Annotated in this window: 12 protein-coding genes and 1 riboswitch; of the genes, 1 reads left to right on the top strand and 11 read right to left on the bottom strand. The window is 68.8% G+C overall.

What is annotated here, in order from left to right; genetic code table 11:
* Positions 1–139: 139 nt before the first annotated feature.
* Entirely contained in the window at positions 140–805 is a 666-nt protein-coding gene (locus PM1_RS13410; protein WP_009622597.1) for a TIGR04211 family SH3 domain-containing protein, read from the bottom strand.
* A gap of 345 nt (positions 806–1,150) precedes the next feature.
* Here PM1_RS13410 and PM1_RS13405 point away from each other — a divergent pair, with 345 nt between their 5' ends.
* On the top strand, positions 1,151–1,330 hold the full coding sequence (locus PM1_RS13405) for a hypothetical protein (protein WP_009622599.1): 180 nt from the start codon (positions 1,151–1,153) through the stop codon (positions 1,328–1,330).
* A gap of 256 nt (positions 1,331–1,586) precedes the next feature.
* Here the strand turns inward: PM1_RS13405 and PM1_RS13400 are convergent, their stop codons facing one another.
* From PM1_RS13400 to PM1_RS13355, 10 genes are all read right to left on the bottom strand, one after another.
* Positions 1,587–2,900, bottom strand: a complete 1,314-nt coding sequence (locus PM1_RS13400) for a c-type cytochrome (RefSeq protein WP_009622601.1) — start codon at positions 2,898–2,900, stop codon at positions 1,587–1,589.
* Positions 2,901–2,911: 11 nt separating this feature from the next.
* Positions 2,912–4,699: a GMC family oxidoreductase gene (locus tag PM1_RS13395; protein ID WP_009622603.1), complete on the bottom strand. Its 1,788-nt coding sequence runs from the start codon at positions 4,697–4,699 to the stop codon at positions 2,912–2,914.
* A 4-nt stretch (positions 4,700–4,703) separates the two neighbouring features.
* Positions 4,704–5,462, bottom strand: coding sequence for a gluconate 2-dehydrogenase subunit 3 family protein (locus tag PM1_RS13390; RefSeq protein ID WP_009622605.1), 759 nt, complete (start codon positions 5,460–5,462; stop codon positions 4,704–4,706).
* Positions 5,463–5,665: 203 nt separating this feature from the next.
* The gene (locus tag PM1_RS13385) at positions 5,666–6,838 is read right to left on the bottom strand and encodes an IS4 family transposase (RefSeq protein WP_024128628.1); all 1,173 of its coding nucleotides are present in this window, start codon (positions 6,836–6,838) and stop codon (positions 5,666–5,668) included.
* Between the two features lie 731 nt (positions 6,839–7,569).
* Positions 7,570–8,736 carry a lactonase family protein gene (locus PM1_RS13380; protein ID WP_009622609.1) on the bottom strand — a complete coding sequence of 389 codons (1,167 nt, stop codon included), beginning with the start codon at positions 8,734–8,736 and terminating at the stop codon, positions 7,570–7,572.
* Between the two features lie 63 nt (positions 8,737–8,799).
* Positions 8,800–9,786: a 2-hydroxyacid dehydrogenase gene (locus PM1_RS13375; protein ID WP_009622611.1), complete on the bottom strand. Its 987-nt coding sequence runs from the start codon at positions 9,784–9,786 to the stop codon at positions 8,800–8,802.
* Between the two features lie 12 nt (positions 9,787–9,798).
* Positions 9,799–11,076, bottom strand: a complete 1,278-nt coding sequence (locus tag PM1_RS13370; RefSeq protein WP_009622614.1) for an MFS transporter — start codon at positions 11,074–11,076, stop codon at positions 9,799–9,801.
* Between the two features lie 70 nt (positions 11,077–11,146).
* Complete coding sequence (locus tag PM1_RS13365) at positions 11,147–12,100, bottom strand: sugar kinase (RefSeq protein ID WP_009622616.1); 954 nt, start codon at positions 12,098–12,100, stop codon at positions 11,147–11,149.
* Positions 12,093–12,869, bottom strand: a complete 777-nt coding sequence (locus PM1_RS13360) for a xylose isomerase (RefSeq protein ID WP_009622618.1) — start codon at positions 12,867–12,869, stop codon at positions 12,093–12,095. Before PM1_RS13360 ends, PM1_RS13365 begins: the two co-directional genes overlap by 8 nt.
* Positions 12,870–12,951: 82 nt before the next feature.
* Complete coding sequence (locus PM1_RS13355; RefSeq protein WP_009622620.1) at positions 12,952–13,965, bottom strand: LacI family DNA-binding transcriptional regulator; 1,014 nt, start codon at positions 13,963–13,965, stop codon at positions 12,952–12,954.
* A gap of 124 nt (positions 13,966–14,089) precedes the next feature.
* Positions 14,090–14,151, top strand: a riboswitch (Fluoride riboswitch).
* Positions 14,152–14,172 lie beyond the last annotated feature (21 nt).

Here is a 14,172-nt window from a genome sequence, read left to right as displayed (position 1 = left end):
GCTCAGGATGATTCCGAACTCGCCGCCCACGCCGAACGGCCCCCTCTCCCTCCGGGAGAGGGCTGGGGTGAGGGTGCGGAGTCTGGACTGGGCGCCTTCGCTGAACCAAGGCACCCCTGATCCCACCGCAACCAGCGCCTCAGATCCACTGATCGTTGCGCTTGCGCCGTACCCGCAGCAGGGTGGGCAGGATCAGCCCGACCAGCAGGCCGGCGCCGGCGATGCTGCCGCCGTAGGCCATGTAGCGCATCAGCACCTGCTTGTTCTCGTCGCCCAGTTGCGCCTGCGCCGCGCGCAGTTCGGAGCGGGCCTTGGTGAGTTCGTCGTCGAGGCCGGCGCGGGCCGCCTGCAGTTCGTCGATGAGTTTCTTGCGCGAGTCCAGGGTTTCCTGCATGCCCTGCACGCGGGTCTTCCAGCTGTCGTTGATGCCCGCCAGTTCAGCGCTCAGCTCGCTCACCTTCTGCTCCAGCTGCGGCAGGCGCTCGGCCTGGCCGGGCTTGTCCTGCAGGTCGCGGCTGGGGATCCACACGCTGCTGCCGCTTTCGCCGCGCACCTGGCTGTAGTCGCCCTGGGTGTTCAGCAGCTCGACCTTCTGCCCCGAGGTCAGGGTGCCGACGATGCGGTAGCCGTCGGTGGGGCCGCTGCGCACGTAGGTCGTCAGGCTGTCGCTCACCCAGCGCGCATTGCCGGCGCCCTCCTCGGCCTGCGCCGCGGCGCCGGCCGCCAGCAGGCCACCCAGCAGGCAGGCGCCCAGGACGCGGGTGGGAAGGGATACGGAGGCGGGGAAATGACGGGATAGGGACATGGGCAATCTTCACATGGCGATAAACGAACCCCGGCGAGCGGGCGCGGTAAAAAGCCGGCCAGACAGATGCTCCGGGGCGGCTACGATCTTGCTATCGGCGCGGCGCAATCACCCGGCTGGTGCGGGCCCGGGCCCGCCGCCCGGGGGGCCGACAGCAGACAGACAGCGCAACGGCGCAATGAGTTCACCGGGCGCCGTGATGGGGGGATGGGTGGTCGGTGGCGCACTGATGACTGACGGCGCGCCTGTAGTTCGTCGCACCACCCGCCTCCGCTCGTCGCCCGCCCGGGCGCCCGCGGGCATTCGCGTGTTTGCTTTAAGCACCACCTTCGCGGAGGGCCCGCCATGCGCCGGCAGATCCTGTTCTCGCTCGCCACGCTGATCGTCCTGACGCTGGGAACGGCCGCCTGCAGCAGCCGGGACTGCGCCTCCGGGCAGCAGACGGACTGCAAGGAACGCGACAGCCGCCAGCAGATTCCCAGGCAACAGATCGATCCGCGGATTCAGTCGTTGCCCAGGTATTGAGGTTTGGATTGGCGGCGGTGCCGGGGTGCTTTTCGTAGGATGGGTTGAGCGAAGCGATACCCATCACCGTGGCCGCATGGGTTTCGCTTCGCTCAACCCATCCTACGGGGTGTGGTGTTTGCCGGAGGCGTAGGATCTCATCCGCGAATCGCGCCGGTGGTTTCGGCTATCGCGGACAAAGTCCGCTCCTACGGTTCCAGGAAGCACGGTCGTAGGAGCGGACCTTGTCCGCGATTGGACCCGCCGGCGGCGCCCCCTACGGCGCCTCCTTCCTCGTGGTATCGCCGATCAACGTCGCCGCCTTCAGCTCCGGCCTGGGTTGGCTGCGCAAGGCCTTCACCTGCCCGGCGTCCACCGGCTCGGCCTGGTTGCCCCAACTGCTGCGGATGAAGTTGACCACCTCGGCCACCTGCTGGTCCGACAGGCGCCAGGCGAAGCCGGGCATGCTGAAGGTGGACGGCGCCGTCGCCGTGGCCGGCAGGGTGCTGCCGTCGAGCACGATGTGGATCAGCGAGGTGGCGTCCGCGCTCTGCAGCACCGGGTTGCCGGCCAGCGCCGGGAACACCCGGGCGTAGCCCTTGCCGTCGGTGCGGTGGCAGGCGGCGCAGTTGTCGACGTAGAGCGCGGCGCCGGTCTTGCCGTCGTCGCCCTTCCACAGCGCCCCGGCGACCTGGCGGTCTTCCCGGAACGGCTTGTCGTCCGGGTTCACCGGCGGCAGGGACTTCAGGTAGCGGGCGATGGCGGTCAGGTCGGCGTCGGTCATGTACTGCATGCTGTGCTCGACCACGTCGCTCATGCCGCCGAATACCGCGCTGCGTTCGCTGCGCCCGGTCTTGAGGAAGGCGACGATCTGCGCCTCGCTCCAGCTGCCCAGGCCGTCCTTGTGGTCGCCGCGCAGGTTCTTGGCGATCCAGCCTTCCAGCGGCGCGCTGCCGGACAGGTACTCGGGCCCGTCGGCGGCGTCCAGGGCCTTCTCCTGCATGGTCAGCGCCCGCGGCGTATGGCAGGCGCCGCAGTGCCCCAGGCCTTCCACCAGGTAGGCGCCGCGGGCCAGGATCGGGTCCTGCCCGGCGGCGGCGAAGGGCTTCACCTCGGGGGCGAACAGCCCGCGCCAGATCGCCAGCGGCCAGCGCATGCTCAGCGGCCAGGGGATGTCGCTGTCCTTGTTCTCCTGCACCACCGGCGCCACGCCGTGCATGAAGTAGGTGTAGAGCGCGCGCATGTCCTCGTCGCTGACGCGGGCATAGGACGGGTACGGCATGGCCGGGTACAGGGTGCTGCCGCCCTTGCCGATGCCCTGGCGCACGGCGCGCTCGAAGTCCTCGTAGCTGTAGTTGCCGATGCCGGTCTTGTCCGGGGTGATGTTGGTCGAGTAGATGGTGCCGATGGGCGTGGCCATCGGCAGGCCGCCGGCGAAGGGCTCGCCGCCCTTGGCGGTGTGGCAGGCCACGCAGTCGCCGGCGCGGGCCAGGTATTCGCCCTGCTTCACCTGCGCGGGATCGGTCGCATCGGCGGCGTATAGCGCGGTGCTGGTGGCCATGGCCAGGGCGGCGCTGAGGAATGTCTTCATGTTCCGGCCTCCTATGCCTGCACCAGCGGGCCCGGGTGCTTCAGGTACACCTCGCGGATGGCCCGCGCCGACCAGTAGGTCAGCGCCGCCACCAGCCCGGTGGGGTTGTAGCCCAGGCCCTGGGGGAAGGCCGAGGCGCCGGGGACGAACACGTTGTGCACGTCCCACACCTGCAGGTAGCGGTTCAGGGCGCTGGTCTTGGGGTCGGTGCCCATGATCGCCCCGCCGTTGAGGTGGGTGGTCTGGTAGACGGTGGCGTCGAAGTGCTGGCCGAATTCCTTCATCGGCGCGGTGACCACCTTGGCGCCCATGGCATCGGCGATCTTGCGCATCTGCGCGACCATGAAGCGGTTCATCTTCACGTCGTTGTCCTTCCAGTCGAAGGTCATGCGCAGCAGCGGCTGGCCGTAGGCGTCCTTGTACACCGGGTCGAGGTCCAGGTAGTTGTCGCGGTAGGACTGGTGCGCGCCGTGGGTGTCCATCGCCAGCATGTGCCGGTAGCTGTCGGCCAGCGCGGCCTTCCAGGCGCTGCCCCACTTGGGCGTGCCCGGCGGCACCTTGGCCCCGGCGATGGGCTTGGTGCCGGCCTGGTTGACCCAGAACGGCGAGCCGCCGACGAAGCCGTGGGGGCCGTGGTCGAAGTTGTCGGCGTTGAAGTCGTCCACCGCCACGCCGTTGCCGCCGGCGCCGATGAAGGGGTTGGTGTGGTGGCTGGCCTTGTCGAAGAAGGCGCTCACCGTGGAGATGTTCTGGAAGGCGAAGTTGCGCCCCACCACGCCCTCGTTCCTCAGCGGGTCGTAGGGCTTGCCGATGCCCGAGAGCAGCATCAGGCGCACGTTGTTGAACTGGAAGGCGCCGAGGATCACCAGGTCCGCCGGCTGCTCCAGTTCGCGGCCCTGGGCGTCGACGTAGGTGACGCCGGTGGCCAGGTCCTTCTCGGCGTTGAGGTTCACCCGCAGCACGTGGGCGTTGTTGCGCAGCTCGAAATTGGGCACCTGGCGCAGCGCCGGCAGGATGTTCACGTTGGGCGAGGCCTTGGAGTACATGTAGCAGGCGTAGCCGCTGCAGTAGCCGCAGAAGTTGCACGGCCCCATCTGCGCGCCGTAGGGGTTGGTGTAGGGCCCGGAGGTGTTGGCCGAGGGCAGGTTGTAGGGGTGGTAGCCGACCTCGCGGGCGGCCTTCTCGAACAGTTGCGCGGACACGGTGTTCTTCTGCGCCGGCAGCGGGAAGTCGCTGGAACGGTCGGCGGCGAAGGGGTTGCCGCCCTTGTCGCGGCCCACCACCTGGCCCTTGATCGACCAGGCCGTGCCGGAGGTGCCGAAGACCTTCTCGGCGAAGTCGAAGTACGGCTCCAGCTCGTCGTAGCTGACGCCGAAGTCCTGGATGGTCATGCCCTCGGGGATGAAGGCCTTGCCGTAGCGTTCCTCGTAGTGGCTGCGCAGGCGCAGCTCCACCGGGTCGACGCGGAAATGCACGCCCGACCAGTGCAGCCCCGCCCCGCCGGTGCCGGTGCCGGGCAGGAAGGCGCCGAACTGGCGGTAGGGCACGGCCAGGTCGTTGAGGCCGTGGCGCAGGGTCACGGTCTCGCGGGAGATGTCCATGAACAGCTTCTTGCGCGAGTTGTAGGTCAGCTCGTCCATGGTCTGCGGGTAGACGCCGTCGGGGTAGGTGTCGCGGGCCGGGCCGCGCTCCAGGGCCACCACCTGCAGGCCCGCCTCGGTCAGTTCCTTGGCCATGATGGCGCCGGTCCAGCCGAACCCGACGATGACCGCATCGACTTTCTTCAATACCTGGGCCATTGCCTCAACCTCGCTCGCCACTGATGGAAACCGGCGGGAAGGGATAGCGCTCGTCGCGCTCCACCCAGTCCATGAAGTCGGCGCGGGCGCCGGGGAAGCCGATCAGCTTCCAGCCGGCCAGGCCCTGGTTGCCACCGTGCAGCGGGTCGCTGAAGAAGCCCTCGCGGGTGTTCAGCCAGAGCATGGCGAAGAAGGTCGCCGCCGGCACCGCCTGGAACTCGGCCTTGCCGCCGTCCAGGGCTTCCAGCGCCTGCTGTTGCTGCGCCGCGTCCAGTTCGGCGAAGGGCTTGTTCCACTTGGCCTTGCACCAGGCGTCGGTCTCCTGGATGCCCAGGCGGTAGATTTCCTGCGGGCTGAGCTTGAGCTGGTAGCCCAGCTCCGGCGCGGCATCCGGGTGGAAGGGCCCCTGCATGTACCAGAGCCCGCCGCTGCCGTAGCGGGTGTTCAGCTGGCGGTCGATGAATTCCGGCACGCCGGCGTCCGCGGCCCCCGGGCCCAGCGCGTCGGTGGGGATGAGCACAGCCACGGCGGCCTGGACGAAGGCCCATTCCTGGGCGGTGAAGAAAGTCGGCTGGTAGGCGCGCGCGCCGCCCTGCTGCGGCTCGGCGGCGGGCTGCGGGTCGGCCGCGGGCGTGCTCGGGCCACCAAGCACCACGCTGCCCACGCCAGTGCCGGCCAGGGTGGCCACGGGGATCAGCGCCAGGGACTTGCGCAGGAAGTCACGCCGCGCCGGTTGTGCGGCGGCTGGGTCGTCGTTGGACATGGCTGGGTCTCTCCTTTTTCCAACAGGTCAATCAGGTCGTGTAGGTCTTCTCGCCCCTTTTGCGGCCGGTGGTGCTGGGCGCGTGGGGCTGTTGTTCGTGTCGGTAAGCATAGGTGGCTATCGAAAGCGCGCTGGGGTCATCGGTCTGGTGAGCCGATCTCCCCTCGTCATTCCCGCGAACGCGCACTGCTGTCCGGCACGCCTCATGCTATTAACAGCTGCCCCTGACGCAGGTTGATCTCGCGTATTCGCTCCTGCCGTCGTCGGTAACGTTCGGCCTCCAGGCCAGGACGCTGAAACAGCGTCGCCTGTACCTCCACCATCAGCATCCACAGGCTCTGCCGCGTTCCCGTCCTGCGTTGGTAAAGGTTCAGCAGCAAGTAGCTGATCAGCGCACAGAGAATCTGGATGCGCACGGCATTCTCGCTACGGCCCAGGAAACGCCTGACCTTCAGGTGTTGCTTGATCCATTTGAAAAACAGCTCGATCCGCCAGCGATCCCGATAGCGCTCGGCGATTTCTGCCGCCGGGCTGCTCAGGTCGTTGGTCGCCAGGCTTAGAGGCGGCTCATCGCCTGGGCGGTTCACCAGGATCCGCCGCAGGGGCTGGGTGTAGTGATTACGCCGTCGGCCACCTGGGTTGCGGTTGGAGAAGTTCACCTCTTCGTCTCGCAGGATCGTTTCCCGGTCTTGCTGGGGAACCTCGCGCTGGGCCAGGACCTTGAGCCGCACATTGGACTTGAATCGTGTGACGAAGCGGGCCTTCTGGGCATCCAGGCTCGCCCACCAGTTGAAGTCGTAATAGCCCTTGTCGAATACGTAGGTGGCCTGTGGCTCGATACCCAGCGTCCGGCCTTCGTCGATGTCGTTGACGTTGGCTGCGCTGAAGCTGCAATGCACCGGTGCTGCCGCCTGCTCGGCATACAGCACATGGACTTTCAGCCCCTGGGAGCGGGTTCGATTGGACAGCGTCCATTCGTCGAAGCCAGGGCCCTTGAGGGTGATCGTGGTGGAGTCCAGCAGGTACAGCAGTTCCTTCCCGTCACGGCGTAACTGCCGGCAGACGCCCGCCATCAGGTAGTGCGCAACCTGGGCGAAGACCTCGGTATTACGGCGTTCGTTGGCGTCGGCCAGGGTGGAACGCCGGATCGGGCCCGTACCCAGGTGATAGTGCTGATGGGGATGGCTGTTGAAGCTGGTTTCAAGCGCCCGCAGGCTGCTCACGCCGGCCAGTTGGGCATACACCATGGCGACCAGGTGATCCCAGCTGCCAAAGCGCTTGCTGTGCTTGTCGGCGCCGTGTTCGGCGACCAGTCGGTCGAAGACGCCGCGAGGCAGCGCTTTTAGTACATCGTGAAAACGGCTTATCCTGAACATCTTGCGGGGGCTGTGAGGTTGAGTTGGCGCTCAACGGTTTAACCCGTGCCTTCAGCCCCCGCAAGCCCTCCAGACGCCCCCTCGAAAATATTCCGGACAGTAGTGCGCGAACGCGGGAACCCAGAGACTTTTGGATTGGGGGTTTGGTGTAACGCGCCGCTCCGAGTCTGCGGAGATTTTTTGTTTCGCCCCCTCGGGCGAGTCCCTTTTGTCAATCGGTGGGAGGCCACCCCCGCAAAAAGGAACCAAAAAGGCTTGCCCCGCCATACGGGCCCGATGGAGCCGGGCTACCCTCACGAACTCCCCCGCCACGGAGGCCCGCCCCGAGGGTACGTCCCTGTAGCCCACGGGGCTCTCGCGACATCCATGTCGCATGACCTCCTGAGCGCGGGTTTCGTTCGGCCTTCTGAAGGGGCGTTTCGGTGCGCTCGGGTGTTTCTCTGGAAGTCCAAGAGCAAACGCGCTTTTGCTCTTCGTAGGAGCGAGCTTGCTCGCGAACCGCCCGGTGACATCTGCGCACTGGTTCAACTCCGCCCCCTCTCCCTAACCCTCTCCCTGAAGGGAGAGGGGACCGTTGGGCAGGGCTTGATGTCATGGCGTTAGCCGGCAGCCTCGGTGATTTCCGACTGAGGAGTATCAGGATGACTCAGAACTCCCTAGCGGCTCAGGACAGCCCCCTCTCCCGCTTGCGGGAGAGGGCTGGGGAGAGGGTGCTCTTCATCACGCCAACCTCACCGCAGGAATTTCAAATCGGAAGGCGAGTCGATGGCGAACCTCTGCACCGTCTCCCCCAGCTTGCCGCTGGCCGGATCGCGGCGCATGACCACGACCTGGTTGCTCTTCTGATTCGCCACCAGCAGGAAGCGCCCACTGGGATCGAGGCTGAACTCGCGCGGCTCGATGCCCTCCACCGAGCGCCGCTGCAATTCCTTCAACTGGCCACTGGCCGGATCCACCGCATACACCAGCAGCTCGCTGGCCTTGCCACGGTTGCTGGCATAGAGGAAGCGCCCGTCCGGCGAAAGATGCACGGCAGCGGCAGCCTTGTGCGCGGCGTCCTGGCCGGCGGCCATGTCCACCAGTTGCGTGCGTTGCAACTGGCCGTCGCGTACCTCGAACACGGCGATCTGCCCGGCCATCTCCAGGGTCAGGTAGGCATAACGGCCATCGCGGCTGAACAGCAGGTGGCGCGGGCCGCTGCCCGGCGGCAGGTCCACCGCCGCCGGTTGCGCCGGGCTCAGCGGGTGCTCGCGGTTGGCCGCGTCGTAGCGGTAGATGAAGACCTTGTCCGCGCCCAGGTCCTGCACGTAGACGTAGCGCCCGTCCACCCCGGAAACCACCGAGTGCACGTGGCTGCTGGCCTGGCGCTCGGGGTTGACGCGGGAGGCGCCATGGCGCTCCTGCTGTACCACGCCGGTCAGCTGGCCCTGCTCGTCGATGCCGAGCACCGCCAGGTTGCCGCCCGGGTCCGGGTGCACCGCATAGTTGGCCACGAACAGGTGCCCTCCCCCGGCCGCCAAGCTGGAGTGGGTGGGCTCGTCGCCGCGGCTTTGCACCTGGTTCAGCAGGCTCAGCTGGTGGCTGGCCGGGTCGATGGCGAAGGCGCTGACCTTGCCTAGCGGGTCGCTCGCGCCGGGGCCGTTCTCGTTGACGGCGTAGAGCCGCGTCTGGTCGGCATTGAGCGTCAGCCAGGAGGGGTTTTCGCTGGGCATCACCTGCAACGCCTCGGCCTGGATGTGGCCGCTGGCGCTGTCGAAACGGTAACGGTAGATGCCCTGGCTGCCGGCGCCGGTGTAGGTGCCGACCAGCAGGTCGTATTGCTGGGCGGCGCTGGCCGGCCCGGCGAACAGGCCGGTGCCGGCGCACAGCAGCAGGGTCAGGGCGGCGGGTTTGATCATGATGGGCAGGTCCTTGCAGGCACAGGGTTGGTCACGGGTCGGACCGGGTGAAAAGGCGGCGGTTCAACCGGATCGACGCGCCCAGGCGCCGGGGTTGACCAGGTTCGCCGGGCGCTCGCCGGCCAGGGCCGCCAGCAGGTTGTCCACCGCGCAGCGGGCCATGGCCTCGCGGGTTTCCTCGGTGGCCGAGCCGATGTGCGGCGTCGCCACCAGGTTGTCCAGCCGCAGCAGCGGCGAATCCGCCGGCAGCGGCTCGCGCACGAACACGTCGAGGCCGGCGCCGCGGATGCGCCGCTCGCGCAAGGCCCGCAGCAGTGCCCCTTCGTCCACTACGCGGCCGCGGGAGATGTTCACCAGGATGGCCGAAGGCTTCATCAGCGCCAGTTCGCGCTCGCCGATCAGCCCCTCCGTTTCAGCACTCAGCGGCACGCACAGGCAGACGAAGTCGGCCTCGCCCAGCAGCGCATCCAGTGGCAGGTGGCGCGCGCCGTAGCGGGCTTCCACCTCCGGCCGCGGCCGCCGCGCGCTGTACAGCACCCGCATGCCGAATCCGGCCTGGGCGCGGCGCGCCAGGGCCTCGCCGATGCGGCCCATGCCGACGATGCCAAGCGTCTTGCCATGCACGTCGCAGCCGAACTGCGCCGGGCCGATGCCGGCCTGCCAGTGCCCGGCGCGGATCCAGCGGTCCAGCTCGGCCACCCGCCGGGCGCTGGCCAGCAGCAGGGCGAAGCCGGTGTCGGCGGTGGTCTCGGTGAGCACGTCGGGGGTGTTGGTGAGCAGCACGCCGCGGCGCTCCAGCTCGGCGATGTCGTAGTTGTCCACGCCCACCGAGACGCTGGAGACCACCTCCAGCTGCGGCGCCAGGTCCAGAATCCCGGCGTCCAGGCGCAGGCTGGCGCCCAGCAGGCCCTGGGCGCCGGGCAGCGCCGCGCGCAGGCGGGCCAGGCCGTCGGCGGCCGGGTCCTCTATCAGGGTCACCTCGGCATGAGCCTGCAGGCGCTGCATCAGCGCGTCGGACAGGCGCTTGTAGAGGACGATGCGTTTCTTCATGGTCGAATCTTCCTAGTGGCCCAGCGCCGGACGAAGGCGCTCGGCTTTCTGCGAGGGGTTGAGGATGGCGGTCAGGGCGACGGCCGCCAGCAGCGCGCCGCACATGAACAGGTAGGAGGCGCCGGGCCCGCCGGTGGCGCCGTTGAGGTAACCCACCAGCCAGGAGCCGGAGAACGAGCCCAGCGCGCCCATGCTGTTGATCAGCGCCATGGCGCCGCCGGCGACGTTGCTCGGCAGCACTTCCGGAACGATGGCGAAGAACGGCCCATAGGGCGCGTACATGCAGGCGCCGGCGATCACCAGCAGCGCGTAGGAAGCCCAGAAGTGCTGGCTGCCCAGGGCGTAGGAGCCGTAGAAGGCCAGGGCGGCGACCAGCAGCGGCGGCCAGACGAAGCGCTTGCGCTTCTGCAGGCGGTCCGAGGCCCAGGACACCCCGAGCATGGCCAGCACCGCCACCAGGTACGGCAGCGCCGACAGCCAGCCGGCGCTGACGATGTCCAGGCCCGAGGCCTGCTTGAGGATCGACGGCAGCCAGAGCACGAAGCCGTACACGCCGATGCTCCAGCAGAAGTACTGCAGGCAGAGGATGATCACCTTGGGCGAGCGGAACGCCTCGCGGTAGTTCTTCACCGGCTTGATGCCCTGCTGCTCGGCGGCCAGGGCCCGCTGCAGCGCGGCCTTCTCGGCCTCGTCCAGCCACTTGGCCTGGGCCGGGCGGTCATCCACCAGGCGCCACCAGATGAAGGCCCAGAGCACCGCCGGCAGGCCCTCGATGATGAACATCCAGCGCCAGTCGAACTGGCTCACCAGGTAGCCGGAGAGCACCGACATCCAGAGGATGGTCACCGGGTTGCCGAGGATCAGGAAGGTGTTGGCCCGCGAGCGCTCGGCGCGGGTGAACCAGTGGCAGAGGTAGACCAGCATGGCCGGCATCACCGCCGCCTCCACCACGCCCAGCAGGAAGCGGATGCCCACCAGCAGGTAGACGTCGCGGACCATGCCGGTGAGCGTGGCCAGGCCGCCCCAGAGGATCAGGCTGGCGAAGATCAGCTTCTTCACGCTGCGCTTCTCGGCGTAGATGGCGCCGGGCACCTGGAAGAAGAAGTAGCCCAGGAAGAACAGCGCGCCCAGCAGCGAGGACAGCGCCGGGGTGATGTTCAGGTCCTCGGCCATGCCGGAGGCGGCGGCGAAGCCGTAGTTGGCGCGGTCCAGGTAGGCCAGGCTGTAGGTGACGAAGACGATGGGCATGATGTGCCACCAGCGGCGTGGGGCGAGTCGGTCGATCTGCATGGCATTTCTCCTGAGCTTGTTGTTCTTGTCGCAACAGGTGCCGGCCGGGCCGGCGGTCTTAAGGTCCGGGTCAGGCGCGCAGGCGGGCGTCGTGGGCTTCGAGTTCATGGCGCAGGGGCAGGCCTTCCATGTCGCCGCGCGACTGCACCGCGCGGCTGCCGCACCAGTTGCCGCGGGCCACCGCGTGGCGCAGGTCGCAGCCCTCCAGCAGGGCGCTGATCACGCCCACGGCGAAGGCGTCGCCGGCGCCCACGGTGTCCACCACCCGCGCCACCGGCTGCGCCGGCACCACGCCTTCGCGGCCGTCGGCATCGCGGAAGTAGGCGCCCTCGGCGCCGAGCTTGATGGCCACGCATTCCACGCCCCGCTCAAGGTAGAAGCCGGCGATGGCCTCGGGCGACTGGCGGCCGGTCAGCAGGCGACCCTCTTCCAGGCCCGGCAGCACCCAATGGGCCTTGGACGCCAGGGCGTTGATCTCGCGCACCATGGTGGCGCGGTCCGGCCACAGCGAGGGGCGCAGGTTGGGGTCGAAGGACACGCTGCGGCCGGCGGCGCGCATGGCGTCCAGTAGTTGGTGGGACAGCTCGCGGCAGCTCGCCGAAAGCGCCGGCACTATGCCCGTGGCGTGCAGGTGGCGGGCGCGCAGCAGGCCCGGACGCAGCAGCGCCGGCGACATGCGGCTGGCCGCCGAATTGCGGCGGAAGTACTCCACCCGCGGGTCGCTGCCGTCGTCGCAGCGGGCCTTGAGCTGGAAGCCGGTGGGATGCTGCGCGTCTACCTCCACGCCGCCGCAATCCAGGCCCTCGCGGCGCAGGCTGGCGAGCACGAAGCGGCCCAGGCAGTCGTCGCCCACCCGGCTCAGCCAGTTCACCCGCAGGCCCAGGCGCGCCAGGCCGATGGCCACGTTGCTGTCGGCGCCGGCGATGCGCTTGCCGAAGCCTTCCACCTCGGCCAGGTCGCCGCACTGCTCGGCGACGAACATGGCCATGGTCTCGCCGAAGCAGAGCACGTCGTGTTCAGCCATGGCGCACCTCCGCGGCGCGGCCCAGCTGCGCCAGTTGCGCGACCTGCTCGCGGGTCAGGCTGGCCAGGTCGTCGCCGGCCAGCGGGTATTCGATGGCGCGCGGCACGCCGGGGGCGAAGCGCGCCAGCAGCGCCTCCCACTCGTCGAGGTCGGCGGGCTGCGGCGCTACGGCCACCAGGCGCCCGTCCTCGCGGCGGCGCACCGCCTTGCAATGCACGTAGCGCACCCAGGGCCCGAGCAGGCGCGCGGCCTGCTGCGGCGACTCGCCCTGCCAGTGCCAGTTGCCGATGTCGAAGGTCATGGCCAGCGGCAGGCCCAGCTCGGCGGCGCGGCGGAAGCAGCGCAGCAGCGGCTCGACGCGGCCGCCCTGGGCGGTCTGGTCGTTCTCCACCAGCAGCGCCGGCCCCTGCGCCAGCAAGGGGCGCAGGGCCTCCAGGTCGCATTCGTCGCGGTAGTGGCCGAGGGAAACCTTCAGCGCCACGGCGCCGGCCTCCCCTGCCAGGCGCAGGCGTTCGGCCACCGCCGGCTCCAGGCTGGCGTCGGCGCGCCACAGCTCCAGCGGCGCCGAGTACAGGCTTTCCAGGCCCTGGGCGGCGCTGGCCGCAGCCAGGGTGGCGGCATCGGGCAGCGCGTCGAAGAGTTCTTCGCGCCATTCGACGCGGCTCGCGCCGGCCTCGGCCAGCAGCGCCAGGTAGGCGGCCTGGCCCCGCTGGCGCACGGCATCGGCGCCGAAACTGGACAGGCTGATGGATACGGGGTTCGCGTGCATTGTTCTTGTCCTTCTCGTTCAGCCGGATGAAACCGGTTTCATTTCTAGCCGAAAACCAGGGTGGCGCCGGGCCGCCCCGGTTTCAGCCGCGTGCTGGGGTGGAGCCTCTGACGATGAGTTCGGCGCGCAGGTCCAGGCGCCGCGCCGGCAGCGTGGCGCCCTGCAGGCGTTCCAGCAGGCACTGGAAGGCCGCCTGGCCGATGCGTTCGGTGGGTTGGGCCAGGGCGGTGATGCCGCCGCCGACCAGGGGGTACCAGTCCAGTTCGTCGAGGGCCAGCAGGCCGACCTCGTCGAACAGGCGCACGCCCATCTCGTGCAGGGTGCGGGTGGCGCACAGGGTGGCCACGCCGTTGCAGGTGAACAGCGCCTGCGGGCCGTGCCCGGCGCCGGCGAGGAAGGCGGCCAGCTGCCCGCGCAGGTCGCCGCCGGTTTCCAGCACCTGGCCGCGCAGGCCGGGCCGGCGGGCGATGGAGGCCTGGAAGGCGGCCACCCGCTCCTGCCGCGAGCTGGTGCCGTCCAGCGGCTCGCTGACCGCCAGGATGTCGCGGTAGCCGCGGGCCTGCAGGTGGTCCAGGGCCTGCTCCACGGCATCGGCGTTGTCCAGCCCCACCAGGTCGGAGCGCAGCTCTTCCAACTGGCGGTCCACCAGCACCATGGGCAGCTCGCGGGCCAGGCTGGCCAGCTCGCCGGCGTGGTGGCCGAGGGTGTTCACGATCAGGCCTTCGACGTTGTACGACTGCAGCGCTTCCAGGTGCAGGCGCTCCTGCTCGTCGTCGCGGTCGGTGTTGCACACCACCAGGCTGTAGCCGTGCTGGCGGCAGGCGGTCTCCACGCCGTGCATCACGGCGATGGAGTAAGGGTTGCGGATGTCCGCCAGGAGCATGCCGACCAGCCGCGTGCGGCCGCGCTTGAGGCCGCTGGCCATGCGGTTGGGGCGGTAGCCGAGCTGCTCGATCACCGCCTCGATGCGCTGGGCGGTGGCGTCGGCGAGCAGTTGCCGGTCGCCGCCGATATAGCGCGAGACCGTGGCCTTGGAGACGCCGGCAGCACGGGCCACCTCGCTGATGGTGACCCGCCCGCGGGCAGGCGGCAGCATGTCGTTCACCCTTTCGATCCTTTTGTATGCGCTTCTGCTGGAAGGGTTATGAAACCGGTTTCAATAAATCAGGGATGAAGTCTGTCGTCAAGCACCGGCGGACGCAATGGGATTCTGCTAGGGTTGAAACCCAGGAGATGGCATTCCTCCTTTAACCGCCCCCGTGCTGATGATGCCTGCATGACCCCGGACGACATCCGCCCCCGG

This window comes from Pseudomonas sp. M1, from assembly GCF_022760135.1.
Taxonomy (GTDB): Bacteria; Pseudomonadota; Gammaproteobacteria; order Pseudomonadales; family Pseudomonadaceae; genus Pseudomonas; species Pseudomonas citronellolis.
The sequence above is the reverse complement of the archived record's forward strand: the minus strand, read 5'-3'. Positions and strand labels throughout refer to the sequence as shown.

Bases quoted from the DNA above. Each gene is read 5' to 3' on its own strand.
- PM1_RS13410 (WP_009622597.1), bottom strand. From the start codon at position 805: ATGTCCCTATCCCGTCATTTCCCCGCCTCCGTATCCCTTCCCACCCGC.
- PM1_RS13405 (WP_009622599.1), top strand. From the start codon at position 1,151: ATGCGCCGGCAGATCCTGTTCTCGCTCGCCACGCTGATCGTCCTGACG.
- PM1_RS13400 (WP_009622601.1), bottom strand. From the start codon at position 2,900: ATGAAGACATTCCTCAGCGCCGCCCTGGCCATGGCCACCAGCACCGCG.
- PM1_RS13395 (WP_009622603.1), bottom strand. From the start codon at position 4,699: ATGGCCCAGGTATTGAAGAAAGTCGATGCGGTCATCGTCGGGTTCGGC.
- PM1_RS13390 (WP_009622605.1), bottom strand. From the start codon at position 5,462: ATGTCCAACGACGACCCAGCCGCCGCACAACCGGCGCGGCGTGACTTC.
- PM1_RS13385 (WP_024128628.1), bottom strand. From the start codon at position 6,838: ATGTTCAGGATAAGCCGTTTTCACGATGTACTAAAAGCGCTGCCTCGC.
- PM1_RS13380 (WP_009622609.1), bottom strand. From the start codon at position 8,736: ATGATCAAACCCGCCGCCCTGACCCTGCTGCTGTGCGCCGGCACCGGC.
- PM1_RS13375 (WP_009622611.1), bottom strand. From the start codon at position 9,786: ATGAAGAAACGCATCGTCCTCTACAAGCGCCTGTCCGACGCGCTGATG.
- PM1_RS13370 (WP_009622614.1), bottom strand. From the start codon at position 11,076: ATGCAGATCGACCGACTCGCCCCACGCCGCTGGTGGCACATCATGCCC.
- PM1_RS13365 (WP_009622616.1), bottom strand. From the start codon at position 12,100: ATGGCTGAACACGACGTGCTCTGCTTCGGCGAGACCATGGCCATGTTC.
- PM1_RS13360 (WP_009622618.1), bottom strand. From the start codon at position 12,869: ATGCACGCGAACCCCGTATCCATCAGCCTGTCCAGTTTCGGCGCCGAT.
- PM1_RS13355 (WP_009622620.1), bottom strand. From the start codon at position 13,965: ATGCTGCCGCCTGCCCGCGGGCGGGTCACCATCAGCGAGGTGGCCCGT.